Source organism: Bacillus cereus group sp. N24, assembly GCF_016483345.1.
In the GTDB taxonomy this organism is placed as follows: Bacteria; Bacillota; Bacilli; order Bacillales; family Bacillaceae_G; genus Bacillus_A; species Bacillus_A toyonensis.
In genome coordinates this window covers 65,917-90,957 of the sequence record NZ_JAEHCA010000003.1, presented here as the reverse complement: position 1 = coordinate 90,957, position 25,041 = coordinate 65,917, and the positions used below count along the sequence as shown (strand labels likewise).

The window sequence follows — 25,041 nt, the reverse complement described above, 5'->3', positions numbered from 1 at the left end:
GAATTTTTTTTTGTACGTGGTAAAATATTGTAGAGAGGGTGGTATTGAAATGCTAGCAGGATTTTTGGTTTGTTTATTTGTTGGATTACTTATCATTTTTTTAGGGTATCAAATACATGTGAAAAAGAGATTGTTTTTGTTTGCAGGATATCAAGAAGAAACGTTTGTTGGAGATAAAAATAAATTAGCGAAGCTTTCAGGAGTATTTTCCTATATAGTCGGAGTTGCTACTATACTATTACCGTTTGGCTTAGAAAAAATAGGTGATGTAGTTGGTGTCGTATATGCTACCTTAATTGTTTTGGGTACAATGGTGTTTCTTATGAAAGCAAATATGTTAAATAAGAGTGCTACAAAGTGAAAAAAGGCTCCATGCTACGGAAGCCTTTTTTCACTTTGTTATGAAGTATAAGTAAAAGCTGGAATAGGATCAACAAAGCTATTCCAATCTTGTTTCATTTCTTTTTCTGTTAATAGACAACTATCTAATGATTGTTCAATTAAAGAACGATCCATGTCAATTCCGATAAATACGAGTTCAGTTATTCGATCTCCATATTGTTCATCCCAGTTTTTCAATACTTCTGGTTCTTCTGTAATGATTTGATTTTTTTCAGCCTCAGGTAATGCCGCTATCCATTCACCAGCACCTTGAATTGTAATAGAGGAACCAGCTTGTGATAGAAGCCCTATCATAGTATTACGAGAGGCGAGCCAGAAAAATCCTTTCGCTCTTACAACATCTAATGGCCATTTTTCTAGCCAATTCATAAGGCGTTCAGGATGAAAAGGATATTTACGACGGTACACAAAGGAATGAATACCGTATTCTTCCGTTTCAGGTGTATGATGGTCACTATTTAATTCTTGCATCCAGCCAGCCGATTGACTGGCCTCTTCATAATTAAATGAATTTGTGTTTAAAACTTCTTGCAATGGTACTTTGCTAAATGAAGATTCAATAACCTTGGCGCTAGGATTTAATTTCTTTAGTAAATGATGGAGTTCTATCACATCTTCTTTTTCTAGTAGGTCTATCTTATTAAGAATAATTACATTTGCAAACTCAATTTGATCTATTAATAAATCAATAACTTCCCGAGTATCAGTTTCATCGATTGCCTGTTTTCGGTCTAGCAAACTTTCTCCATCTGCAAAATCATCCCAAAATCTATGTGCATCTACAACTGTAACCATCGTATCGAGGTGACAATTTTTCGTTAAATCAATGTTAAGAACTTCATCTGTATAAGTAAAGGTTTGGGCAACTGGAATAGGCTCACTTATACCAGAAGATTCAATAACTATATAGTCAATATCACCATTTTCAACAAGACGATTCACTTCTATCATTAAATCTTCTCGTAGTGTACAACAAATACAACCATTTTGAATTTCTACTAATTTTTCCTCTGTGCGTGAAAAACCACCTTTTTTTATAAGGGACGCATCAATGTTTACTTCGCTCATATCATTAACGATAACAGCTACTTTTAAGTTGTTTTTATTAGTCAAAATATGATGCAGTAAAGTGGTTTTTCCGGCTCCTAAAAAACCACTTAAAACGGTAATAGGTACTTTTTTCATAAAATAATTTCTCTCCTTTAAATCGTAATCATTACGTTTTATGATAATAGATAGAAAAGAAAAAATCAATGATAAATCATAATGATTACGATTTAAGGTTGGAATATACCATAAAAATTGTGCTGTATTAGGAATCATTTTGACAATCATCCGGCTTAAAGTGAAGGCGAGACAATGAATCTTTAATTGAATTTCAAAAGAATAAATTCTGCATATTTTTATGAAATATAATCATAATCGCAATGAAAAAAAAATAAAGATAAGAGTAATTTGGTTTGTTAAAAATATGTGTATAAGGAGATATGCAATGAACTGGGTTACTCATAAACCATCGTTTGACTTTGAAAAATTTAGTCCTATTATTCGGTCACAATCTGCGTGGAGTGGGCATTTAAATTTCGCATATGACTTAGTACGATTTGAAAAACCAGCAACTTTAGTTGAGTTAGGCACACATCTAGGTGCTTCCTTCTTCAGTTTTTGTCAGGGAGTAAAAGATGGTGGGTTAACTACAAAATGTTTTGCTGTAGATACTTGGGCTGGAGATGGGCATACAGGTCCATATGGAGAAGGGGTTTTTCAAATAGTAGAAAAAGTTGTGAGCGCTAACTACCTTAATATAGGAAAATTAATTCGGTCTACTTTTGATGATGCTATAGATCAGTTTCAAGATGAAACGATAAATCTTTTGCATATTGATGGCTACCATACGTATGAAGCTGTTTCTCATGATTATAAAACGTGGTTACCTAAAGTCGCCAAAAACGGTATTGTATTATTTCATGATATTGAAGTGAGAAGTGGTGATTTTGGCGTGTATAAGTTTTGGGATGAGATCAAGGCGAAGCACCCTCATTTTCAGTTTGGACATTCATATGGACTCGGAGTATTATTTCCGAAAGGGTGTAGTGATAAGTTTTCGGAGATACTTAAAAATAAAGAAGAAATACAAAATTTGTATAAATAAAAGTGGAGCATGCATCATTTTAATGATGTGTGCTTTTTTGGGGGAGAAAAATGGTAGTCCTTAAAAGGTGAAGATAATAGTAAAAAATCTTATTGTGGCAAATATTAAAAAAGTTATTCTTAGATTATTCTATCTAAATAAAAATGTAACATTTTTTATATTTTCCATTGCGAAAAGTAACATCTACTTTTACAATAGAAAAGGTGTCCAATATATTATACTGGAAAAATAAATCGAAATAATATGAAAATTTTGTTTTGTCTTCGCTAATTGTATACTACATACATGTAAGACGACATATATCATGTTATCGACTTGTAAGGAGAGAAAAAAATGAAAAGTGTAAGATTACCATCGATACCAGAAATTATCGTTCTTTTAATGCTATTTCTTGCTGTCGTCTTTTCCTTCCAAACGATTTTTGATCTCCCAATTCAATTAGCGCTGTTTATTTCATGGTTTTTAGTTATTGCGCTTGGATTAAGGTTAGGATTTCGTTATCAAGAATTGCAAGATGCAATTACAAAAGGAATTTCTAATGGATTAGAAGCAATTCTTATTTTAGTTGCAGTAGGGGCTTTAATTGGGACGTGGATTGCTGGTGGGGTTGTACCAACATTAATTTATTATGGATTAGAATTTATCCACCCAAGCATATTCTTACTGGCAACTTTAATTATTTGTTCCATAACTTCTATTGCGACCGGAACATCATGGGGAACAGTTGGAACAGCTGGTATAGCTATGATGGCGATTGGTGAAGGTCTTGGATTACCACTTCCGCTTGTTGCTGGTGCAGTTCTTTCGGGAGCTTATTTCGGAGATAAATTATCACCACTTTCTGATAGTACAGTTCTTGCAGCTTCTATGGCAAAAGTAGATGTTATTGCTCACGTTCGAGCTATGCTTGTATTAGACGTTCCAGCGTATATTATTACTAGTATTATGTTTACTGTAGCTGGCTGGATGTACGGCGGGGATAATGTAGATTTGAACCGAGTAGAGTTTTTAAAAGAAGCTTTATTAAAGCAATTTGATATTAAAATATGGATGCTTGTTCCAGCGGTCATTGTTATCGTTCTATTAGCAATGAAGAAACCGTCGATGCCAACAATTGCAATGGGAGCTTTAATCGGTGCAATTTGGGCAACTCTTTTCCAAGGGATGAACTTTGGGGAGGCAATTGGAACAGCTTATAATGGATTCTCAATTCAATCTGGTGTTGAGTTTGTCGATAAGTTATTAAACCGTGGTGGAATTAACGGTATGCTTGGCTCAGTAGCCGTTATTATATTTGGCTTAGGTTTTGGTGGATTACTTGAAAAGCTAGGTGTTCTTAAAGTAATCGTATCGAAATTTGAGAAGAAATTAAATTCTGCAGGTAATGTAACGTTGTCTACATTAATCGTTGCATTTTTAGCGAACGTATTTGGTTGTGCGATGTACGTATCACTTATTTTAACGCCGAAAATTATGGAAGATAGCTATGATAAACTAAAAATAGACCGTCGTGTATTAGCACGTAACTCAGAAGTAGGTGGAACGTTAACTTCAGGTATGGTTCCATGGTCGGATAATGGTATTTTTATGGCTGGTATTTTAGGGGTAGCAACGTTATCATATATTCCATTTATGTGGTTAAGTTTTGTATCGTTAATTTTAGCAGTTATTTACGGATATACAGGCAAGTTCATTTGGTATGTAGATGATGCGGATAAAGGAAAGCAAGCATCATAAATGAAAAATCACCTTCTACACATTGTAGAAGGTGATTTTTTTATTTTGTATTTTGAGCTATTGAGGTTATTTCATGCTCATATTTAGTGATTTTTTGTTGTATCTTTTTTAAGTTCTTTTCAGTATCTTGAATGTGCTGTAAAACATTTATCTTTTGTTGTTTCATTAATTCTAATCGTTGAAGGATAGTAGATTCTCCATCCATGGACCAGTCAATAAATTGTTTTATTTTTTGAATAGGCATACCAGTTTCTTTTAAACATAAAATCATCTCTAAATATTTGAGTGCTTCTTCGTTAAAAACTCGATCTCCTTTTTCATTTCTTTGAAGAAAAGGGAACAGTCCTTGTCGATCGTAATAATGTATTTGAGAAATAGTTAAGTGGTGCATTTTGGCGACTTGACCAATTGTATAATACATGCGATTCATCCTCTTGTTACCAGGGTATAATTCCGTTTTTATTTAATATTTTACCATTATAGTTTGTTGCACTTAATGCATATTTAATAATAATCTTAGCACTTTCATTGGTTGTATGGCCACCAGGTGCATTTCCATTAAGGTCGGTAGTTGTAAAACCAGGTGTTACCCCGAAAACTGCTGGACCGTTAGTACCAAATTCTTTGCTAAAAGCTAATGTTAAAGCGTTAATAGCTGTTTTTGAAGAATTATATCCTAAAGCATTAATTGGATGTGTTTCACCATTAGCGAACATTGTTTGTGAAGCCATGTCAGTTGTTACATTTATTATTTTGCTGTTGTTTGACTTCTTTAATGATGGTAAAAAGGCTTGCATCATTTGGAAAGTTCCAAAAAAGTTAATTTCAAATCCTTGACGTAAAGTTTCAATATTTAATTTGCTAGGTAGCGTATTGAAGTCTAGTGCTATACCTGCGTTATTGATTAGTAAATCTAAGTGATCAGTCGTTTCATACATTTTTTTCATTGCTTTTTGAATGGATTGTGAATTTGAAATATCTACTTGAACATAAGAAACGTTGGAAATATTTAAAGATTTCATAGCTTCTTGACCAAGTTGTTCATTGCGAGCACCTAAAAATACGTGATAGCCTTTCTCTGCTAATTGGCGAACGAGTTCATATCCAATTCCTTTATTTGCACCTGTTACAAAAGCGTATTTTTTCATATTGAATTCCTCCAGTATCTTTTTAGTAGGTCACAATGGAAAGGATACAGCCTAAACTTAAGTTTAGGTCAAGAGGAATTTTAAAAAATAAATATCAAATATTTATATATATGAGTGAGAATCCTTATCATTTGAAGGGAAGTCTGTTAATATAAGAAATGTAGGTATTAAATTTTCAAGGGGATGAAAAAATGGAGTACAGAATTGAAAGAGACACATTAGGAGAAATAAAAGTTCCGGCTGATAAATTATGGGCAGCGCAAACACAAAGAAGTAAAGAGAACTTCCCAATTGGAACAGAGCAAATGCCGCTTGAAATTGTAAAAGCATTTGCGATTTTAAAGAAAAGTGCGGCCCTTAGCAATCAAAAACTAGGGAAGTTATCAGAAGAGAAAGCAAAAGCAATTGTGGAAGCTGCTGATGAAGTGATTGAAGGGAAATGGAATGAGCATTTTCCACTTGTCGTATGGCAAACGGGTAGTGGTACACAATCTAACATGAATGTGAATGAAGTAATTGCAAACCGCGGGAATCAAATTTTGAAAGAAAAGGGATCTGACGTACATATTCATCCGAATGATGATGTGAACATGTCTCAAAGTTCAAACGATACATTTCCAACAGCGCTTCATGTAGCATGTGTAATTGCGGTAGAAAATCACGTATTACCAGCAATTACGAAGTTAAAAGAAACTTTAGCAGAAAAAGCAACTGCATTTGAACATATTATAAAAATCGGTCGTACACATTTACAAGATGCAACACCGTTAACTTTGGGACAAGAAATTAGTGGATGGCACCGTATGCTTGAAAAAACTGAGCGTATGATTGCTGAGAGCAATACATATATGAAAGAGTTAGCAATTGGTGGTACTGCAGTTGGAACGGGTATTAATGCTCATCCTAAATTTGGTGATATGGTATCTGAGGAAATTAGCCAATTTACAGGTAAGAACTTTATTTCTGCACCAAATAAGTTCCATGCATTAACGAGCCATGATGAAGTTGTATATACTCATGGTGCATTAAAGGCATTAGCGGCTGATTTAATGAAGATTGCTAACGATGTACGTTGGCTTGCAAGTGGTCCACGTAGTGGTCTTGGAGAAATTATTATTCCAGCAAATGAGCCAGGAAGCTCGATTATGCCAGGTAAAGTAAACCCAACACAAAGTGAGGCGTTAACAATGGTTGTGGCGCAAGTGATGGGAAATGATACAACAATCGGATTTGCTGCGAGCCAAGGGAATTTTGAGTTAAACGTATTTAAACCAGTTATTGCTTATAACTTCTTACAATCAGCGCACTTATTAGCGGATGCAATTGTTTCGTTTAATGATAATTGTGCAGTTGGTATTGAAGCGGATGAAGAAGTAATTAACGAAAACGTGAATCGTTCATTAATGCTTGTTACAGCATTAAACCCTCATATTGGGTATGAAAATGCAGCGAAAATTGCAAAACATGCTCATAAAGATGGTTTAACTTTAAAAGAGGCAGCATTGCAATCGGGATTATTAACAGAAGAGCAATTTGACGAAATTGTAGATCCGAAAAAAATGATCGCTCCAAAAGAATAATAGAAGAAGCCCAGATTCGAAATTTCGAATCTGGGCTTCTTTCTCACATATAAATTTTAATCCCTTTTTATGTTTTCTTCAACTGCACAACTGTAAGTTCTGAAATATTATTTGGTAGTGGTCGAATGGATTACTTTTATATGTGGGCAGTTCTCTTTTAAGAGTGAAATGAATTTTTCTTCGTCTTGTGGTACGAAAGTTTTCACGGCATCAAATAAATTGTAATCAATTTCTAATTGTTGTCGAGTCCATTTTTCTGAACGGAGTTTTTTGCCAGAGTATTTAATGTGACGAATGTCTTCAAATGGAATTTCAGTGCGCAGTATGAAACCGTGTTTTACAACAATTGATGATTTCGTTATATTATAGTGTGAAAAATAGAATGAAGAAAGATTCACGATATTTAACAGCATCATAAGAGTAAAAAAAATAGAATTTTCATTTTGGAAGAATAGTGAAATGAAAAAAATAATTATAAATAATATAATGAAAATGACGTGAAATGGATTTTTTTTTGCTTTAAATTTCAAGTAAGTCACCTCGATAAAAGTGTTCTTTAAATAAATTAAATCACAATATCTTAATGAAACGCGAAAATATGCAAGATTGCATATTTTTGGGGTTTGTTATTCGTGTAAAATTTTTTGATAGGATAAATGTAAATGAAGTTTTTTTATAGTGGAGTGGCATGAAGTGGCTTATAAGAATAGAAATGTAGCGCTAGTCATATTTAGTTGTATAATGATTATGAGTGGCTGTTCAAATAAAATGGTTGAGGATGGAAACCGAAAACATGTATTTATAGAGACAAGTAAAGTTTTAGTAGAGGTTGTTTACAAAAAATATAAAAGATGAAAGGGTGCTTCCATAAAAGGAAGCGCCTTTTTTGTAGTTAAAATGGAATATTTGATAGGGGGTAAATAGAGGGTTTGTTTCATTTCGGATATCACTTTAATTAAGTTATTACAGTTTCTCCATGGAATAATAATTTCATTATAGTTAGCGGTTATTCGAGGAATTTATAGATGATTTTATAAAAGTTTGCAAAATAGGTAAACGAAACATTGAAATGTCTGATTTCTGTATGTTAAGATGATGAAGTGGTAATAAACGTAATTGTAATTTGTTTGTTTTTAAATAAACATTTTGAAGGAGTGTTTAGTGTGAACGATATTTCAGAGAAGTTTTGGGATGCGTCGGTAGAGGAATTGAAAAAAGGGTATGTGTTTGATGAGGAAGCAGAGGAGTATATTTGTTTAGCATGTGGAGAAGCGTTTATTAAAGGAGTTATTTATCAACATAATCAAGTTTTGTATGAAGCAGAGAAGTTTGTCCAATTGCATATGCATAGTGAGCATACGTCTATGTTTGATTATTTATTAAATCTTGATAAGAAGTTTACTGGTTTAACCGATTTACAAAAGAAGATGGTTCAGTTTTTCCATATGGGACTGAATGATAAAGAAATTGTAAAAGAGATGGACGGCGGTAGCACATCGACGATTCGTAATCATCGTTTTACATTGCGAGAGAAGATGAAGCAAGCAAAAGTATTTTTAGCGTTAATGGAATTATCAGAAGAAAAATCGAAGGTACAAACGAAATTTGTACCAATTCATAGAACAGCAACGATGGTGGATGATCGATATAATATTACGGAAGAAGAAAATGATGAAGTATTAAAAACTCATTTTATAGATGGATTAGATGGGCCGCTTTCTAAATTTCCGAAGAAGCAAAAGCGTAAATTAATTATATTACGTCACTTAGTGAAAAAGTTTGATAGTAATCAAAAGTATTCCGAAAAAGAAGTGAATACAATTTTAGAAAATGTATATCCAGATTTCGTGACTTTAAGAAGATATTTGATTGAATATGGATTTTTAGATAGAACAGTAGATGGAAGTCAATATTGGGTGAAGTTATAATAATGCGGAAAGAAAATGAATAGAAGCAAATCATTATAACAACTATACAAAGAGATAGAGATGGAAAAAAGATTTTTAATAAAAGGAGAAATGTAATTTGAAACCACCTACAGATAACAATAAAGAAGGTGTGGAGTCACATAAGTTAGAAAGTGAGAGTAAACCGATTTGGAAATCGATGTCTATGTTTTTAGTACCGTTATTATTAAGTAATGTACTTCAATCAGTTGGACAATTATTTGGTATGGTCGTAGTAGGGAGATGGCTTGGTGTCAATGATTTAGCAGCTATATCAGCATTCTTTCCTTTATTTTTCCTACTCGTTTCATTCGTAATTGGAATTGGGTCGGGTAGTTCTATTTTAATTGGTCAGGCGTTTGGCGCTAAAAATGAAGATCGTTTAAAAGCTATCGTTGGTACGACACTTACATTTACGTTTATTATCGGAGTTGCATTGGCGATAATAGGCAGTATTTTTGCAATGGATATTATGCGTCTAATGGGAACGCCAGAAAATATAATTGAAATAAGTGTACATTATGCAAGAATTTTATTTATATCGATGCCAGTATTATTTTTATATTTTGCATACACAACATTTATGAGAGGGACAGGAGATTCTAAAACGCCATTTTACTTTTTAATTGTAAGTACAGCGCTAAATATGATCTTATTACCAATTCTTATTTTTGGCTGGTTAGGAGCTCCGAAATTAGATGTGTATGGAGCAGCATATGCTTCTGTTATATCGACAGTTATTACGTTTATTGTCATGCTAGTGTATTTAAAGAAGAAAAATCATCCACTACAACTAGATGGAACGGTAAGGAAATACCTTCGAATGGATGGTGAGTTATTAAAGCTATTGCTACGACTCGGTATTCCAGCGAGTATTAATATGATATTAGTTTCATTATCTGAAATTGCGGTAATCGCGTTTGTAAATCGTTATGGTTCGGATGCAACAGCTGCTTATGGCGTCGTGAATCAAGTTGCCAGTTATGTACAAATGCCAGCCGTTAGCCTTGGCATTACAGTCTCTATTTTTGCGGCACAATCAATTGGTGCAAATCAATTTGATCGATTGCAGAAAGTTGTAAAGGCTGGAATTATTATGAACTATGTTATCGGTGGTATGTTAATATCTCTTATTTACTTGTTCTCAAGAGACATTTTATCACTATTTTTAACGAGTCAAACTACAATTGATATTGCTCATAGTTTAGTTATGATTACATTATGGAGTTATTTAATTTTCGGTCATGCACAAATTATTAGTGCGACAATGCGAGCGAGTGGTACAGTATTATGGCCAACTGTTATTGGTGTTGTATCAATTTGGCTAGTTGAAGTACCAGTAGCATATTATCTTTCTTACCATACAAGCCTTGGAATTGAAGGGATATGGATTGGATACCCAGCAGCATTTATTGTTAGTCTCATATTACAGTATGCATATTATAAGCTTTCATGGCAGAAGAAACGAATTACACGATTAGTTAGTTAAATAGTGAAAATGTCCCTAAGTTATTTATACTTAGGGACATTTTTTTGAAGCGTATGTTTATCTCGCAAAAGCCTGATTGATGAGGGCTAATAATTAGTGGGGATGAAGAAAACCCCCACTGATTAAAGTATCACTTTATAAATAGCTTTTTAAAGTGATATCAAAATGTTGTCTAATAAGTTTTTTATCACTCATATAAAACTCCCACGCTTTTTCTGGTGCACCGATAATTTCAAAGGATTCTTCTGTAATATATAAAGCGCAATCATCTTCTAGTGCAATCCCCTCTATATTACCTTGGTGATTTTGTAAAAAGGAATGAAAAGCATTCATTCTATTTAATTGATTATAATGTGGGCAAAACCTTTTGTTAACAATCCCCCATCCGTTACTTTCTACATAACCAGAACCTTCATAATCTGATCGGATACTAGATGTGAACCAACACATAGCACCAGCACTATACCCTGCAATGAGTGTTCCTTGCTCGAGAGCCAATAGTAATTTCTCATCTAGTTTATGTTCTTTCCATTGTGTAAGCATTTCAACATAGTTTCCACCACCAAGGTAAATGAAATCGGCTGAATGAATCATCTCATCTATTTCATATTTAGAAGGTATATCGGTTATTGTACGTAAAATTTGTACATCACAATGGAATTGGTTTTCAAACGTGTCTAAAAATAATTTTATATAGCTTTCATCATCATGACTAGCTGTTGGAATGAATAATATTTTTGGGTACTGTTTATTTGTTAATTCTATAAGTCGTTCATTAATATGAAAGTGATTTAAATCTTGTAAATCACCACCACCAATGACAGCTAATTTCATAGTAAAGCACCACCTAATCATTTTTGTTATGTAAAAATTCGATAGAAGAGAGTTACATTCCTTCTCTAATGTAATGAATAAAGAGAAAATACAGTTTAAATATATTGGAATAGTAAAGGGAACGATGATTATATAGAGTGATGAATTAGAAACAGTTTATTGATATATAATATTGCATACTATTGTTTCAAAATATGGAAACAATATGGTTAAATGGATATAACGACTCATTAATTAATATTGAATTAGTGTATATATTTTATAAAGGCGTCGGAAATACTAGGGATTTTACAAACGTATTTTTCACTTTTTATAGGAACTTGTATTACAATATGGTAAAATTATATTAATATATTTATTCGGTATAGAATGAAAAAAGGAGCGTGAAAAAAGTGGATTTTCGATTTGAATTTACAACGAAGTTGAAAGAATACTTAGATGATGAGAAGGATGAAAAAGTAATAAAAGATGGACATAGAGATATAATTTTTCATTATTTATATGCATTAGAGAGTGAAATTGGCGTCGTTAAAAATCCTAACTTTACTTTTTTTGCATCAGGAAGACGTTCACATATAGTATTGGAGAACGTTGAATTTAAAACGGAAGTCAATGTGAAAAGTAATATAATTGAAATTACAAAAATAGTGGATAATGTAGCTATTCCGTTAGACACTATCGTAGCGAAAAATCGGGAATTATTTGCACTTGGGCGTAATGAGAAGTTTAGTGTACAAATATTAGAGCAGTATCTCTTTGATACATTTGGAGAGAAGTTAGGTTTACAATGAATGGATATTCATAATTAGTGGATAGCAGTTTATATCATTCGTGTTTGACCTTTCATTTAATTTGTACTACAATCTGTAGTGTGAAAGGAGCCATACTATGTTTACTCAAAATTATAAGTTAAATGAGCAAGGGTTAAATCACTTCTTTGGACCGCTTGAAGCGAAAATAATGGAGATTGTTTGGTCCACTGAAGGTATTACCATTAAAGAAGTACAGCAGAAATTAAGTGAAGAATCACCGGTGAATTTTAATACTGTTATGACAGTTATGAACAGGTTAGTAGAGAAACTACACTTAGAAAAACAGACTGTGAGAAGAAGTGGCATATATCATGCAGTACAAACAAAAGAAGAATTTTTATCCAATCAAACGAAGAAAATGACGCAGGAATTAATGGGGGAATTTGGAGATTTAGTTGTAAATCATATGTTAGATGAGTTAGAGCAGGCTGATCCGACTTTACTAAAAAAATTAGAAGATAAATTGAGTCAGTTAAAAAAAGAGGATCGATAAAATGAAATGGCAAATGCGTAAAATCGTATTGTTAGCAGTAATTGTTAGTACTCTCTTTTTTTGTATGTTAACGTATTACGTTACATATCCATTTCTTTTTCAAAATAAGGCGTTCTTTCTTTCAAAGTTTTGCTTGTTTCAGTTAGAAAAACATATGAAAGAACTATCGTTGATTCGTATCATAATAGCTGGATTATTATTACTTACTGTACTGATAGTGTGCAAAAGAGTTTGGCGGCAATTTTTCTATAGTAAAAAATTACAAAAAGTACTTGTACCTTTTATTAGAAAAGGAAAACAAATATATATATTACCGACCGAGGAAATTGCAGCATTTACAATTGGATTATTTCGTCCGAAAGTTGTCATGTCAGAAGGGATACTTCACACGTTTTCAGAGGAAGAAATTGATGCGATTGTTTTTCATGAAGAATATCATCAAAACAATCGGGATCCACTAAAATTATTTTGTTTTACGTTATTAGCAGAAGGAATGTTGTACATCCCGATACTAAAAGGGCTGCTACAGCGATACCATACGTATCAAGAGTTAGCAGCAGATAAATATGCGATGCAAAAAATGAAATCCTCATTCGAGTTAGGTAGCGCGTTATTAAAATTAATTAAAATAAAGACAATGGAAAATCGATGTGTGACAGCTTCATTTGCAAAAACAGCAATAAATTTACGAATTGAGCAAGTGTTAAATGAAAAAGTTGTGAAGCTTACTATCCCATTACATACAAATTCGGTATATGTAACACTAGGTTTATTCTGTATGTCGATTGTACTTATTGTCGGAGAGTGCATATAGCCTCTTTTTTTAAAAAATAACACTACTAGGTGTAGTGTTTTTGGGGGGAATAAAATGAACGCAGCAGATTTAACAATTTGGCTTGTAGCTGGGGCGGGAGTATTGTCATTTATATCGCCATGCTCTTTACCTCTATATCCATCTTATTTATCTTATATTACAGGTGTTTCTATTCAAGATTTAAAAGAGAATCGTGGGATTATGCAAAAATCAGCGATTATACATACCGTATTTTTTATGATTGGATTTTCGGTTATATTTTATGCGTTAGGTTTGTCGGTAAGCTGGATTGGAATAACATTCTCATCTAACCAAAAATTGATTCAACAAATTGGTGGGGTTTTTATTGTTTTGATGGGGTTATTTATGACTGGATTGTTTCAGCCTAAGTGGCTTATGGCAGAGAAAAAGGTGCAGTATAGAAGTAAATCGACTGGATATCTTCGTTCGATTTTAGTCGGTATGACATATGCAGCGGGATGGACGCCATGTGTTGGGCCGATATTTTCAGCTGTACTCATGCTTGGTGCGACGAATCCTGAAGGGGCACTTCTTTATATTACAGCGTATACGCTTGGATTTGCAGTTCCATTTTTCGTGATGGCATTCTTTATCGGAAAGGTAAAGTGGATTGTTACATATGCCAATGTCATGATGAAAATTGGCGGCGGAATGATGATTGTAACAGGTGTTTTATTGTATACAAATCAAATGACGAAAATTACAGCGTTCTTTATTCGCCTATTTGGTGGATTTACAGGATTTTAAAAAATGAGGAGGAAGAAAAGTGAAGAAACTAATTGCTATTATATTAGTAGGAGCACTCGTTTGGGCGGGTGTTAACTTTTATAATTCAAAGAAAGAAGAAAAGGAAAGAAAAGCGAAACAAGCGGAGTTAAAAGAGAAAGAAGTATTACCACAAATAGGATTTAAAGCACCAAATATAACATTAAAAGGATTAGATGGAAAGTTGTATTCGCTAAATGATGCGAAGGGAAAACCATATATTATTAATTTTTGGGCATCGTGGTGTGGACCATGTGAAATGGAGGCACCTGACTTAGTTCGTTTTTATGACAAATATAAAAAGGATATTGAAATCTTTGCAGTAAATGCAACTGTTAGTGACCCAGTACAAGAAGCAACTGCATTTGCGGATCGCTATGGATTTGAGTTTCCAGTTCTTCTAGATATGGATGGAGTAGCTGGATTAGATTATAAAGTATTTTCTTTACCAACGACATTTTTTGTTAATAAAGATGGAATTATAGTAGATCATGTACGAGGGGTATTACCTCCAGATCAATTAGAAAAGAAATTTCAAAAATTAATTGAGGGTTAAGAGGGGATTTTGCAGTGATGGAGTGGATCATGAGGTTACAACCCGTATCTCTTATAATTGGAAGTCTATTTGGATTTATGCTGATGAAACGAAAGATGAAGCATCAAAATGTACCGTATGAAAAAATGATGGATGCTGTAACAAATGCGTTTCTTATTATCGTATTTGTATGGAAATTTGCACCGGCAATTTTAAATCCAGTATGGGCTTTTAGGTCGCCATTGCAAGCATTACTAGCTGTAGGAAGCATGCAGCACATTTTAATAGGGGGCATAATTGCGAGTGCATATATTGTTTGGAAAAGTAAAAAGGAGCAATTTTCGCTTCGTATTTTACTTGATGCATTGCCTTTTGCATTGTGCGTGAGTAGTATCTTTTATTTTCTATTTCATCGAGAAGTAGGTGCACAAACGACACTACCATGGGGAATGAAAATATATGAATCTAAATTTTTATATCATCCAATTTTCGTATACGAGATCATCCTCGCCCTTTGTGTAATGGGTTTGTTATGGATGAAAAATGAAAGATTAGGAACTGGAAAAAATATAAGTGTTTTTCTAATTTGTGAGGGGACTGCTCATATTGTTATTTCGCTTATTAGTGAACAAAATTCGGTTCTATTTGGCCTGTCAATACAGCAAATACTTAGTTTTTGTGTTATTAGTTTAGGCATTTTGTTCATGCCGAAAAAATAAAAATAGCCATGTACGGAGAGTATCCGTGCGTGGCTATTTTTATTTTATATATTAAAAAATCGGCGGGGTAACAGAAAATAAGACAATTGCATTTTTCTCGAATTGATTTACCCATTTATGCTTTAAATAAGCAGGTATTTTTACACTATCACCAGTTTCTAATGTGTACTCTTCTTCATTTAAATACAATGTAATTGTTCCGTCTAATACAAATGCTAATTCTTCACCTTTATGTTCTAGAATATTATCTGATGAAGAAGTATTTGGGGGAACAGTCATAATTGCTGTTGCTAAATTACCTGTGAAATCAGGCGATAGCATTTCATATGATAAATTATCGATAATCATTTTTTTTCGTTTATGAGAGCGCACGATTAAATCGTCTGTATTTGTTTCTTCAAGTAGAAAACTAAATGTTGGAACATCCAGTGCCTTTGCGAGTACCTTTAACGTTTGAATGGAAGGGTTAGCAGAACCACGCTCAATTTGACTTAACATAGATGGTGTAATTTCAGCCATATTTGCTAGTTGTTTACTAGTTAAACCTTTTTCTTTTCTTTGCTTTTCAATCTTTTTACCAATATCTATATTTTCCATAAAACATTCTCCTTAATGATTATTAAATTATATTTAAATAAATTAAATTAAAATTAACTGAAATGAATAATTTATGTTAAACTATATTAAAATTAATTTAATTATAATTTATTGTATAGCAAGCTACAAGGATATGAGGAGGAAACGGAATGAAGGAAATAGAGGTATTAAAAGCAGAGTATCCATTAGTTAACAAGCTTATTGCAACAGAAGAAGTATTTTGGATAAACCCGAATATAGAAAAGTATGAAACAGCAATAACAGCTTCACCACTTAATGAAGAAGATGTAAAAGACGCGGAAGAGAGATTAAAGCGTTTTGCACCATATATTGCGAAAGTTTTTCCTGAAACGAAAGAAACGAATGGTATTATAGAATCACCTTTAGTAAAAATACCAGCTATGAAACAATCTTTAGAGAAAAAATACGGGCAACCTATACTAGGAGAATTATTATTAAAATGTGATAGTCATCTTCCAATATCAGGTTCAATTAAAGCTAGGGGCGGTATTTATGAAGTGTTAAAACATGCTGAGAAATTAGCACTCCAGCATGGAATGTTAACAGAGGAAGATAATTATTCTATTTTAGATAGTGATACATGTAGAGAGTTTTTTGCAAAATACTCAATTGCGGTAGGTTCTACAGGTAATTTAGGGCTAAGCATTGGGATTATGAGTGCGAAACTAGGTTTTAACGTAACTGTTCATATGTCAGCAGACGCAAAAGAATGGAAAAAAGATTTATTAAGAAGTAAAGGTGTAAATGTTATTGAATATGAAGCTGATTATAGTAAAGCAGTAGAAGAGGGGCGTGAGCAAGCAGATGCAGATCCTAGCTGTTATTTTGTAGATGATGAAAACTCACATGATTTATTTTTAGGATACGCAGTAGCAGCATCTCGTTTACAAAAGCAATTAGAAGAGTTAGAGATTATAGTAGATGAAGAACATCCTGTATTCGTTTATCTTCCGTGTGGAGTAGGTGGGGGACCTGGCGGGGTAGCATTTGGTTTAAAGTTATTGTATAAAGACAACGTCCATTGTTTCTTTGCAGAGCCAACACATTCTCCATGTATGTTACTCGGGTTAATGACAGGACTTCATGATAAAATCGCCGTTCAAGATATCGGGATTGATAATATAACAGACGCGGACGGACTAGCAGTAGGAAGACCGTCTGGATTTGTCGGTAAAACGATGGAACCATTTTTGAGTGGAAATTACACAGTAAGTGATGAAGAGTTATATAGACTATTAAAAGAACTAGCTGATACGGAAAATATTAATTTAGAGCCTTCTGCATTAGCTGGTATGGTTGGGCCAGTGAATGTATGTAAAGAAGATGAGTATTTACAAAAGCAACAGTTAACAGAGACGGTGAAAAAAGGTACTCATATTGTGTGGGGAACTGGTGGGAGCATGGTTCCAGAAGATGTGATGAATGGGTATTATAAGAAAGGTTTGGAATTAACAATATAAGAAAAATGAGGCTAGTTGTAGCCTCATTTTTTCATGTACATAAAAATCTTTGTTATTTTCACAATAGTTCTTTATAGTATAGATATGAAGGATTACTAATATCGAATAAATATAACAAAACAGCTTTATTTTACATAATAAGAGGATGTGTGTATACGATGTCATTACAGACTAAATATATAGCGGGTATTTCGCTTGGGGTTATGGGAATAGGCTTTGCTGCTTCTATCCCTTTTCAAGGAACGATAGCTGGAGAGATTATACAAGGGGGATTTGAAGCTGGATTAGTTGGCGGACTTGCGGATTGGTTCGCGGTTACAGCATTATTTCGTCATCCGATGGGAATCCCAATTCCGCATACAGCTTTGTTACCTAAAAACCGTAAACGAGTAACGAAAGGGCTCATTCATACGCTAGAAAATGAGTGGCTGACGAAAGAGAGTATTACGAATAAAGTAAAAGAAATGCAGTTAGCGCAAATGGTGCTACAAATTGCTGAGAGAGAAATGCAGTCTGATGCTGTGAAAAAGGGAATTGTAACGATTGCTGAGAAAGCGATTGTTTCAATAGATACAGAAAAGTTAGCTGTTATTATTGAAAAAGAACTTAAAACATATTTGCATACAATTAATACGAGTAACATCTTACAAGTGCTTGTTGATCAATTAGTTGTGCAAGAATATGATGAAAAGACACTTGATTACATATTAGTAAAAGTGAAAGATTGGACAGCGCAAGATGAAGCTCGTTACCAGCTTGGAAGCTTAGGAATGAAGGCGATGGAAAATATAAAAGTAGATGGATTTTTGCAGTTTACTTTGAAATCGTTTATGAATATTGTAGATGAAGATAAAATTGGAGGCATTTTGCAGAAGTTTATCATTAGTAATATTAACAGCTTACAAGATGCTGATAATATCACAAGACAACTTATATTAGCGAAGATTCGTCAAGAAATTATAAATGTGAAAGAAAATGAAGCTTTACTACAGGAATTAGAAAATTGGAAAGAAAAGTGGATTGCGAATTGGGATGCTACTGACAAAATAAAAGAGATGCTGGAGCAAGTACAACAAAGAGCAGTTACCTTTGTAAACAAAGAAGAATTTGCTGATACATATGTTATTCCATTTTTACAAACGCAAATGAATAAAATAAAAGAAGACGAAGTGACGGTTCAAAAAATAGAAGATTGGTTACAAAAGCAAGTTGTCACACTTGTTGAAAAGAATCATTCGAAAATTGGAAAACTTGTACAAGAAAACCTTGATAAACTAGACGATAAAAAATTAATTGAAATGATCGAAAATAACGTCGGTAAAGATTTGCAGTGGATCCGAGTGAACGGGGCTGTTTGCGGATTTATGATTGGCTTAATTTTAGAAGGAATTAAAGCGATTATATGAGAAAAACCTTCCACATTTGTGGAAGGTTTTTCTTATTTTTCGATAACGTTCATATTCAAATTATAAGCTTTCTCAATATTTAATTTGTACGTTCCATTTCCAGTTTTAATCGAATTTTTATACCAATGTTCTCGGTCGATTAATTCTGGATTTTCTTCTGAAGTATTATTTTCTTTTTTCGTTAAATCTTCAACTTGTTCCCAAGGTGTGTTTCCATGTGTTTCTTTTTGATTTGTTACTGCTGTTAAAGATACATCACTCTCTTTTGCAAGATGGACAGACACTCTTGAGCTTTCTTGTACAAACCAATTATTTTGTAATTGACCTGGATAAAGAGATAGTTCGTTATTTGAAGCACGGATTTCCACATTTTTATTTTGCGGAAGAACAAGCGTTGGTTTCACCTGTGGTGCTGAATTAAAGAACGTATGCTGAACAGGTAATGATTTTAATGTGATATGCATCGTTTCTCCAGCCGTTTGAACGGAAAGGAAATCATCTCGTTTTAAATTGAGTTTTTCATTTGCTTTCGTCGTCATTTCATAAGTTCCCAAAAGATGAATTTGATTTGTATTATTTCCCTCTATCGTTAGAGGCTGATGTCCTGCATCTACTACGATTTTTTTGATAGATTCAGGTATATCAAATTGTCCGTCTGGAATATTACTCGTTTGCCTCGTTGTGTTAATAGAATGACGAACTTCTTCTAGTAATCCAGTTGATAATAAACAGTAAAAAGCAATTCCGACACTTCCTAAAACGCCGATAAAGAAAATACTAAAAATATCATATTTAATAAAAGATTGCTCTTTTTTAGAGAATAGAAGGTATAGTAAAACTTCAGCTCCAAGTATGATAAGTAAAACTGGCCACCATGCTGTTAAGGAATCTAATACCTCAGTACCTTTTATAACTGAAAATAGTAAGAAGCAACCTAATGCAATAATAGAAAGCCCCATTGAAAATGTTCCAACGCGCCATGTTCTCATTCTTTCGTACCACCTTTGTTTTCTTTATTTCCAAGTAACAATTTAAAGCCGCCACCAATTAAGAGGAGTGCAACGATAGATGTTTGGAAATAGCGATAATATAGTTCGCTAAGATGAATGTTAAATATAGTTGCGAAGTAATCATTCAAAATAGGAAGGACTGTTTGATCTAATAAATAATAACCACCTAGTGTAATTAACCCAATACCGATCCATCTTTGATGATTGATAAAATAATCAATGATAGGCTCGTCATTTACACGTTCTTTTCCGTATTTTGCAGTTTGCTGTAAAGCGTCAAAAAAGCTATAGAACCAAATGATGGGTACTAAAAATAAAAACGCTGAAAGTCTTAATAAGTCGAGTAAATATATGGAAAGTAAAAAGGCTGCCATAAGCTGAAGACCACGGCGCTGTAGGCCTAAATACATATGTCCTGCTCCAGGAAACATTGCTAAAATGGAAGCGAATGTTTTATTTTTCTTTCCTTGTTCTCGATGCTCTTCAAACTCTTCGAAAATAGTACGGTCATCTAGTTGCTCTCCGCGTTCTTTTTTCTGGAGTTGCTGAACAACATCGAAGAAATTATAAATCCATAAAACAGGTAACGTTACGAGAAAGATAAGGAAACTTTCTTGAGATGTTAAAAGGGCAACGAAAATGATCATACTTCCAATTCCTGTACAAGCTACTAAAAATGTAAGTCCACGTTGCATAAGTCCTAATTGGAAATGACCAAGTCCAGGGATGATGGATAGGAGAATGATATAAAATCGCTCGCTCTCTTTAGAGGACTCTGTAAATTCTCCGGTAGCTTGTTTTTTCGATTGATTAATAATCGTAATAACTAAATCTAATAAATTGATGGCCCATAACACGACAAGTAAAAATAGAGAAAGAAAAGCAATATCACGTGCTCCTAATGCTATTGTACAAAATGCTGCAAAGATAAATAGAAATACAGCCCCTCCGCCATATAAAATAAACCGTCCAAACTTCTTTAAATATAAATGTCCAAGCCCAGGAATTAGCCCTAATACAAGTGCTAAAAAGGGATTTTTATTCATGCTTTGAACCTCCGTCCTTTTTTGATGTGTCTACCGATTTGTTTACAATTTGTTGTGAGATAGAAGACTCGTTATGTTTTGAAGATTTCTCGAAATTTGATGTCGCTGTAAAAATATATTGGAATAAACCACTTACCATAAAAATAATTGTAGCCGCAGTCGCAATTATGTAGTGAATAATCGTGCGTTTTAGTGAGTTTGTTTTTATATATTCATTAGACTGTAGTGTTTCAAAATTAATTTGCGTCATAACTTCGTTCGTAAATGAATCATCATTTATCATTGGAAGGTTTTCATGTTGTTCATCAATACTTTCCATATAAAGTGCTAAACAATGATCACATTCATAAAGATGTTCTTCCATAGATTCACGTTCATTGCTTTCTATAAAATCTAATGTATAATTGCGCCAATCTTCTTTTGAATAATGCATCATAGAAACTCTTCCTCCTTCCAATGTTTTTTAATCCATTTTCTTGCCCGATACAGTTTCATTTCGACTGTTTTCACTTCGATGTTTTCCTGCAAAGCAATTTCTTGATAACTTTTTTCTTCTAAATAATGCGAGAGAACGACATCACGGTAATTTTCAGGAAGTTCTCTTAGTTTTTGAGCAATGAGTAATTTTTGCTCTTTCGTCAATAGTAAAGCTTCAATGTTATGAGAGGATTTTATATTTTCCTCAGTTTCTTTACATAAGGAGAGTTCTTCGTGTTCTCTAGCTTTCTTCCTTTTATAATCAATAGCGTGATTGGTGGCAATACGCGCCATCCACGTTTTTAATCCGCGAAATTGATAATTTGGGAGAGAGGCGTGAATTTTTACGAATACTTCTTGTGTAACATCTTTCGCATCTTCTTCATGTCTTAAAATAGAAAAGATAACTTGAAAAATATAATGACGATACGTTTGTACAAGGATACGAAAAGCATGTTCGCTTCCTTGCTGTGCTTTTTCAATTAATTGTTTTTCCTCAATGGGTCTCTCCCTCCTTTTTGACGCATTCTATTATATAGACGTAAGAAATGACTGGTCACCCTACACATGTTGTAAAAAAAGAATAATATATTTTTAGAAAGGAGGCTATATGAAAAAAGGTGTGAAAAAATGGTAAAAAGGAGTATATAATGAGCAAGTGGGAAATGTTACGGGAAGAAAGGATGTGAATGTTAGTAGAGGAAGATCCATACTAACAAACATGAAAATAAAAATATTAATAGCAGATGATAATTCTTTTATTAGAGAAGGCATGAAAATTATTTTAAATACATATGAAGAATTCGAAGTGGTAGATACAGTAAATGATGGGAAAGAAGCAGTGGACTATTGCAAAAAGAACGACGTTGATATCGCTCTTTTAGATGTTCGTATGCCAAACATGAATGGGGTAGAGGCGACGAAATTCATTTGTGAAGAGACGAAAACGAAACCGCTAATTTTAACAACGTTCGATGATGATGAATATATTTTGGACGCAGTAAAAAATGGAGCGAAAGGTTATTTATTAAAAAATAATGATCCAGAGCGTATTCGTGATGCAATAAAAGGAGTATATAACGGTCAAACTGTTATGCAAGATGTAGTGCTTGATAAAATTAAGTGCAATTTAATGGAAAGCAAAGAGGACGAATGTAAAATAGATACAAGTCTTTTTACAGAAAGAGAGCTTAGTATTATCGCATTAATTGCGAAAGGTTTCTCGAATAAAGAAATTTCAAAGCAGCTTTTCATATCAGAGGGAACAATCGCAAATTATATTACATCGGTTTTAGGGAAAACTGGACTAGAACATCGCACACAAATTGCGATTTATTACTTAACAGGGAAAGTAGATTAATGATATGGAATTTTGGTTAATTGTAAGTAAATTAATTGTTTTTATATATATTGTGTTTAGTTACATTTATTTAAATGTCGCGAACTTACCATGGATTATATTTACTTTGCTTTTATATCTTTCTGTAAACGTACTGATTTCTATATTTAAAAAAGATACGTACAAAAACATATTAACTTCTGTGTCAATTGGCGTAGTTATGTTATTTACATGGAAGATTCATCCGTTTTTTATTTTGTTTTTACCTTTGAATGTATACGAAGTGACATTTCATTATATAGAGAAGAAATGGCAACTTTTTATCATTATGATGATACCTATTATTATTACAGATGAAAATATTCGAATGACGTATGGATTAATTGTTGCATTTTCTTTTCTCGTTTTAACTATGGCAGATCGATATATATCGCGTGTAGTAAAGCTTGAATCACAAAATGATAAGATGCGAAAAGATATGCAGCGGCTGACGAAAAGCTTACATGAAAATAAAGAGTACATAAAGCAATCAGAATACACATTTAAGTTAGAAGAGAGAAACCGGCTCTCACAAGAAATTCATGATAAAATTGGCCACTCGATGACGGGTGCACTAATTCAAATGGAAGCAGCAAAGAGGTTAATGGAAATAGATAAAGAAAAATCTGCCGAGTTATTACAAAATGCAATTCACATTTCAAAAGATGGAATTGAAAGTATTCGCATTACATTAAAAAATATGAAGCCACCAACTGAGCAAATTGGTATCCATCGTATGAAATTATTCATAGAGGAATTTGCCGGTAAGCATGATGTAAATATTCCTTTCGTATATAAAGGTAACTTAGATATGATTTCTCCTATTCAGTGGAAAATTATCGGTGAAAATGTTACAGAGACACTTACAAACGCAATGAAATATGCTGATGCGACAGTCATTTCCATAGATATTTATGTACTTAACAAGATGGTGAAAGTACAAGTGAAGGATAACGGAAAAGGTGCAGCTCTCGTTAAGAAAGGTCTCGGAATTATGGGGATGGAGGAGCGAACGGCATCAGTAAACGGAAAAATTATTGTAGATGGGACAAGTGGTTTTTCAGTAACAATGTTGCTGCCGATATAAAAGAATGGGACGAAGATGAATCATCTCATATGAAAAAAGTGAATAATCTCATGTGAAAAGAATGAACTTCTGCACTGAGCAGGTTCATTTTTTTTGTTTATAATAAATAGCAGAGAAACCGAAATAGGGGTGAAATGATGAATACATTAGAAATTAAAAATTTAACGAAAAAATTTGGTGATTTCATCGCAGTTGATAATATGTCTTTATCTATTAAAGAAGGAGAGATATTTGGATTTTTAGGATCAAATGGTGCTGGTAAAAGTACAACGATAAATATGATTGCTGGGTTGTTAAGAAGTAATGAAGGTGAAATTAGCATATTAGGAAAAAATATAAAGAAGCATAATCGGTTTGCGAAGATGAATATTGGTATCGTTCCGCAAGATATTGCAATTTATGAAGAGTTAACTGCCTATGAAAATGTGAAATTCTTTGCTGGACTTTACGGGTTAAGAGGAGCTGAATTAAAAGCGAGAGTAGAGGAAGCACTTCAATTTGTGGGGCTTAGTGATAAACATAAAAATTACCCGAAAAACTTTTCTGGCGGGATGAAACGAAGACTGAATATCGCTTGTGCGATCGCTCATAGACCGAAGTTAATTATTATGGATGAGCCGACAGTTGGAATTGATCCACAGTCAAGAAACTATATTCTCCAGTCTGTTCGAAAATTAAATGAAATGGGAAGTACCATTATTTACACGAGCCACTACATGGAAGAAGTAGAAGAGATTTGTACGAAAATAGCAATTGTAGATCACGGTAAAGTGATTGCAGAAGGAACGAAAGAACAGTTAAAAGCAATTATTACCGACACGAAAGATATTTGGATTGAAGTAAAGTCGGTAGAAAAATTAGATGTAGAGCAGTTAAAAGAGATAAACGGTGTGAAAGCTGTTCAAATTGAAGAGAACGTAATTAAAGTAAACTCGGATGCAGGATTAAACAATTTAAATAAAATTATTCAGCATTTCATTAATCATGACATTGAAATCCGTTCGTTAGAGGAACAGGCTCCAAACTTAGAAACAGTATTCCTTACGTTGACTGGAAGAAACTTACGAGATAAATAAAAGGTAAATGAAGAAAAGGTAAAGGGAGGTTCATCA

27 protein-coding genes are annotated in these 25,041 nt (G+C 33.4%); 17 read left to right on the top strand and 10 right to left on the bottom strand.

What is annotated here, in order from left to right; translation table 11 throughout:
* The first annotated feature begins 49 nt into the window (after positions 1-49).
* Complete coding sequence (locus tag JDS95_RS06305; RefSeq protein ID WP_199690332.1) at positions 50-361, top strand: DUF3784 domain-containing protein; 312 nt, start codon at positions 50-52, stop codon at positions 359-361.
* Between the two features lie 38 nt (positions 362-399).
* On the opposite strand, the gene JDS95_RS06300 is transcribed toward JDS95_RS06305, so the two are convergent.
* On the bottom strand, positions 400-1,587 hold the full coding sequence (locus JDS95_RS06300; RefSeq protein WP_070173012.1) for a GTP-binding protein: 1,188 nt from the start codon (positions 1,585-1,587) through the stop codon (positions 400-402).
* 307 nt (positions 1,588-1,894) lie between these two features.
* Between JDS95_RS06300 and JDS95_RS06295 the strand changes: the two genes are divergently transcribed.
* Entirely contained in the window at positions 1,895-2,554 is a 660-nt protein-coding gene (locus tag JDS95_RS06295; RefSeq protein WP_001104662.1) for a class I SAM-dependent methyltransferase, read from the top strand.
* Between the two features lie 333 nt (positions 2,555-2,887).
* Positions 2,888-4,291, top strand: coding sequence for a Na+/H+ antiporter NhaC (gene nhaC / locus JDS95_RS06290; protein ID WP_000843971.1), 1,404 nt, complete (start codon positions 2,888-2,890; stop codon positions 4,289-4,291).
* Between the two features lie 40 nt (positions 4,292-4,331).
* On the opposite strand, the gene JDS95_RS06285 is transcribed toward nhaC, so the two are convergent.
* Positions 4,332-4,712 carry a MerR family transcriptional regulator gene (locus JDS95_RS06285; RefSeq protein WP_000291852.1) on the bottom strand — a complete coding sequence of 127 codons (381 nt, stop codon included), beginning with the start codon at positions 4,710-4,712 and terminating at the stop codon, positions 4,332-4,334.
* 16 nt (positions 4,713-4,728) lie between these two features.
* On the bottom strand, positions 4,729-5,439 hold the full coding sequence (locus tag JDS95_RS06280) for an SDR family NAD(P)-dependent oxidoreductase (protein WP_199690330.1): 711 nt from the start codon (positions 5,437-5,439) through the stop codon (positions 4,729-4,731).
* A 191-nt stretch (positions 5,440-5,630) separates the two neighbouring features.
* Here JDS95_RS06280 and fumC point away from each other — a divergent pair, with 191 nt between their 5' ends.
* Entirely contained in the window at positions 5,631-7,019 is a 1,389-nt protein-coding gene (fumC, locus tag JDS95_RS06275; protein WP_000456622.1) for a class II fumarate hydratase, read from the top strand.
* A gap of 107 nt (positions 7,020-7,126) precedes the next feature.
* On the opposite strand, the gene JDS95_RS06270 is transcribed toward fumC, so the two are convergent.
* A complete protein-coding gene (locus tag JDS95_RS06270) occupies positions 7,127-7,549 on the bottom strand; it encodes a PH domain-containing protein (RefSeq protein ID WP_000669052.1) in 423 nt (140 codons plus the stop codon).
* A 633-nt stretch (positions 7,550-8,182) separates the two neighbouring features.
* On the opposite strand from JDS95_RS06270, the gene JDS95_RS06265 reads away from it, so the two are divergent.
* Positions 8,183-8,947, top strand: coding sequence for a DUF2087 domain-containing protein (locus JDS95_RS06265; protein WP_000997951.1), 765 nt, complete (start codon positions 8,183-8,185; stop codon positions 8,945-8,947).
* 97 nt (positions 8,948-9,044) lie between these two features.
* Positions 9,045-10,454, top strand: a complete 1,410-nt coding sequence (locus JDS95_RS06260; protein ID WP_000804166.1) for an MATE family efflux transporter — start codon at positions 9,045-9,047, stop codon at positions 10,452-10,454.
* A gap of 135 nt (positions 10,455-10,589) precedes the next feature.
* Here JDS95_RS06260 and JDS95_RS06255 read toward each other — a convergent pair whose 3' ends face one another.
* Positions 10,590-11,288 (bottom strand): peptidase E, encoded by a 699-nt coding sequence (locus JDS95_RS06255; protein WP_000762102.1) that lies wholly within the window; start codon positions 11,286-11,288, stop codon positions 10,590-10,592.
* Between the two features lie 392 nt (positions 11,289-11,680).
* On the opposite strand from JDS95_RS06255, the gene JDS95_RS06250 reads away from it, so the two are divergent.
* The 6 genes from JDS95_RS06250 to JDS95_RS06225 all read left to right on the top strand — a co-directional run bounded on the left by JDS95_RS06250 (position 11,681) and on the right by JDS95_RS06225 (position 15,447).
* Positions 11,681-12,079: a DUF3942 family protein gene (locus tag JDS95_RS06250; RefSeq protein WP_000347531.1), complete on the top strand. Its 399-nt coding sequence runs from the start codon at positions 11,681-11,683 to the stop codon at positions 12,077-12,079.
* A gap of 97 nt (positions 12,080-12,176) precedes the next feature.
* A complete protein-coding gene (locus JDS95_RS06245; RefSeq protein WP_000495072.1) occupies positions 12,177-12,593 on the top strand; it encodes a BlaI/MecI/CopY family transcriptional regulator in 417 nt (138 codons plus the stop codon).
* 1 nt (position 12,594) lies between these two features.
* Positions 12,595-13,407, top strand: a complete 813-nt coding sequence (locus JDS95_RS06240; RefSeq protein WP_000871945.1) for a M56 family metallopeptidase — start codon at positions 12,595-12,597, stop codon at positions 13,405-13,407.
* A 54-nt stretch (positions 13,408-13,461) separates the two neighbouring features.
* Positions 13,462-14,175: a cytochrome c biogenesis CcdA family protein gene (ccdA, locus tag JDS95_RS06235; RefSeq protein ID WP_199690329.1), complete on the top strand. Its 714-nt coding sequence runs from the start codon at positions 13,462-13,464 to the stop codon at positions 14,173-14,175.
* Between the two features lie 19 nt (positions 14,176-14,194).
* Entirely contained in the window at positions 14,195-14,749 is a 555-nt protein-coding gene (locus JDS95_RS06230; RefSeq protein WP_000733179.1) for a TlpA family protein disulfide reductase, read from the top strand.
* A 17-nt stretch (positions 14,750-14,766) separates the two neighbouring features.
* Positions 14,767-15,447 (top strand): prolipoprotein diacylglyceryl transferase family protein, encoded by a 681-nt coding sequence (locus tag JDS95_RS06225; RefSeq protein WP_000454794.1) that lies wholly within the window; start codon positions 14,767-14,769, stop codon positions 15,445-15,447.
* A 51-nt stretch (positions 15,448-15,498) separates the two neighbouring features.
* On the opposite strand, the gene JDS95_RS06220 is transcribed toward JDS95_RS06225, so the two are convergent.
* Positions 15,499-16,044 (bottom strand): helix-turn-helix domain-containing protein, encoded by a 546-nt coding sequence (locus JDS95_RS06220; protein WP_000427659.1) that lies wholly within the window; start codon positions 16,042-16,044, stop codon positions 15,499-15,501.
* A gap of 149 nt (positions 16,045-16,193) precedes the next feature.
* Here JDS95_RS06220 and JDS95_RS06215 point away from each other — a divergent pair, with 149 nt between their 5' ends.
* Positions 16,194-17,525, top strand: coding sequence for a D-serine ammonia-lyase (locus JDS95_RS06215; protein ID WP_144467520.1), 1,332 nt, complete (start codon positions 16,194-16,196; stop codon positions 17,523-17,525).
* A gap of 158 nt (positions 17,526-17,683) precedes the next feature.
* Positions 17,684-18,931, top strand: a complete 1,248-nt coding sequence (locus JDS95_RS06210) for a DUF445 domain-containing protein (RefSeq protein WP_199690328.1) — start codon at positions 17,684-17,686, stop codon at positions 18,929-18,931.
* A gap of 32 nt (positions 18,932-18,963) precedes the next feature.
* On the opposite strand, the gene exsE is transcribed toward JDS95_RS06210, so the two are convergent.
* Genes exsE through JDS95_RS06190 form a run of 4 tightly spaced genes read right to left on the bottom strand, consistent with a single transcriptional unit; the run spans position 18,964 to position 21,908 of the window.
* Positions 18,964-19,920, bottom strand: a complete 957-nt coding sequence (gene exsE, locus JDS95_RS06205; protein WP_001261390.1) for an exosporium protein ExsE — start codon at positions 19,918-19,920, stop codon at positions 18,964-18,966.
* Positions 19,917-20,987 carry a hypothetical protein gene (locus JDS95_RS06200; RefSeq protein WP_001039084.1) on the bottom strand — a complete coding sequence of 357 codons (1,071 nt, stop codon included), beginning with the start codon at positions 20,985-20,987 and terminating at the stop codon, positions 19,917-19,919. Before JDS95_RS06200 ends, exsE begins: the two co-directional genes overlap by 4 nt.
* On the bottom strand, positions 20,980-21,423 hold the full coding sequence (locus JDS95_RS06195; protein ID WP_000972353.1) for a hypothetical protein: 444 nt from the start codon (positions 21,421-21,423) through the stop codon (positions 20,980-20,982). Before JDS95_RS06195 ends, JDS95_RS06200 begins: the two co-directional genes overlap by 8 nt.
* Positions 21,420-21,908 (bottom strand): RNA polymerase sigma factor, encoded by a 489-nt coding sequence (locus tag JDS95_RS06190; RefSeq protein ID WP_073990713.1) that lies wholly within the window; start codon positions 21,906-21,908, stop codon positions 21,420-21,422. The genes JDS95_RS06195 and JDS95_RS06190 overlap by 4 nt, the downstream gene beginning before the upstream one ends.
* Before the next feature lie 277 nt (positions 21,909-22,185).
* Between JDS95_RS06190 and JDS95_RS06185 the strand changes: the two genes are divergently transcribed.
* The 3 genes from JDS95_RS06185 (at position 22,186) to JDS95_RS06175 (ending at position 25,005) form a co-directional block, all read left to right on the top strand.
* Positions 22,186-22,824 (top strand): response regulator transcription factor, encoded by a 639-nt coding sequence (locus tag JDS95_RS06185; protein WP_002043001.1) that lies wholly within the window; start codon positions 22,186-22,188, stop codon positions 22,822-22,824.
* Positions 22,825-22,828: 4 nt separating this feature from the next.
* Positions 22,829-23,929, top strand: a complete 1,101-nt coding sequence (locus JDS95_RS06180; RefSeq protein ID WP_199690327.1) for a sensor histidine kinase — start codon at positions 22,829-22,831, stop codon at positions 23,927-23,929.
* A 137-nt stretch (positions 23,930-24,066) separates the two neighbouring features.
* Positions 24,067-25,005, top strand: coding sequence for an ABC transporter ATP-binding protein (locus JDS95_RS06175; RefSeq protein ID WP_001093807.1), 939 nt, complete (start codon positions 24,067-24,069; stop codon positions 25,003-25,005).
* The last annotated feature ends 36 nt before the right edge of the window (positions 25,006-25,041 follow it).

Coding starts and splice junctions, on each gene's coding strand:
- JDS95_RS06185 (WP_002043001.1), top strand. CDS start 22,186: ATGAAAATAAAAATATTAATAGCAGATGATAATTCTTTTATTAGAGAA.
- JDS95_RS06215 (WP_144467520.1), top strand. CDS start 16,194: ATGAAGGAAATAGAGGTATTAAAAGCAGAGTATCCATTAGTTAACAAG.
- JDS95_RS06220 (WP_000427659.1), bottom strand. CDS start 16,044: ATGGAAAATATAGATATTGGTAAAAAGATTGAAAAGCAAAGAAAAGAA.
- JDS95_RS06195 (WP_000972353.1), bottom strand. CDS start 21,423: ATGATGCATTATTCAAAAGAAGATTGGCGCAATTATACATTAGATTTT.
- JDS95_RS06295 (WP_001104662.1), top strand. CDS start 1,895: ATGAACTGGGTTACTCATAAACCATCGTTTGACTTTGAAAAATTTAGT.
- ccdA (WP_199690329.1), top strand. CDS start 13,462: ATGAACGCAGCAGATTTAACAATTTGGCTTGTAGCTGGGGCGGGAGTA.
- exsE (WP_001261390.1), bottom strand. CDS start 19,920: ATGAGAACATGGCGCGTTGGAACATTTTCAATGGGGCTTTCTATTATT.
- JDS95_RS06210 (WP_199690328.1), top strand. CDS start 17,684: ATGTCATTACAGACTAAATATATAGCGGGTATTTCGCTTGGGGTTATG.
- JDS95_RS06245 (WP_000495072.1), top strand. CDS start 12,177: ATGTTTACTCAAAATTATAAGTTAAATGAGCAAGGGTTAAATCACTTC.
- JDS95_RS06175 (WP_001093807.1), top strand. CDS start 24,067: ATGAATACATTAGAAATTAAAAATTTAACGAAAAAATTTGGTGATTTC.
- JDS95_RS06300 (WP_070173012.1), bottom strand. CDS start 1,587: ATGAAAAAAGTACCTATTACCGTTTTAAGTGGTTTTTTAGGAGCCGGA.
- JDS95_RS06285 (WP_000291852.1), bottom strand. CDS start 4,712: ATGTATTATACAATTGGTCAAGTCGCCAAAATGCACCACTTAACTATT.
- JDS95_RS06240 (WP_000871945.1), top strand. CDS start 12,595: ATGAAATGGCAAATGCGTAAAATCGTATTGTTAGCAGTAATTGTTAGT.
- nhaC (WP_000843971.1), top strand. CDS start 2,888: ATGAAAAGTGTAAGATTACCATCGATACCAGAAATTATCGTTCTTTTA.
- JDS95_RS06255 (WP_000762102.1), bottom strand. CDS start 11,288: ATGAAATTAGCTGTCATTGGTGGTGGTGATTTACAAGATTTAAATCAC.
- fumC (WP_000456622.1), top strand. CDS start 5,631: ATGGAGTACAGAATTGAAAGAGACACATTAGGAGAAATAAAAGTTCCG.
- JDS95_RS06305 (WP_199690332.1), top strand. CDS start 50: ATGCTAGCAGGATTTTTGGTTTGTTTATTTGTTGGATTACTTATCATT.
- JDS95_RS06225 (WP_000454794.1), top strand. CDS start 14,767: ATGGAGTGGATCATGAGGTTACAACCCGTATCTCTTATAATTGGAAGT.
- JDS95_RS06280 (WP_199690330.1), bottom strand. CDS start 5,439: ATGAAAAAATACGCTTTTGTAACAGGTGCAAATAAAGGAATTGGATAT.
- JDS95_RS06200 (WP_001039084.1), bottom strand. CDS start 20,987: ATGAATAAAAATCCCTTTTTAGCACTTGTATTAGGGCTAATTCCTGGG.
- JDS95_RS06180 (WP_199690327.1), top strand. CDS start 22,829: ATGGAATTTTGGTTAATTGTAAGTAAATTAATTGTTTTTATATATATT.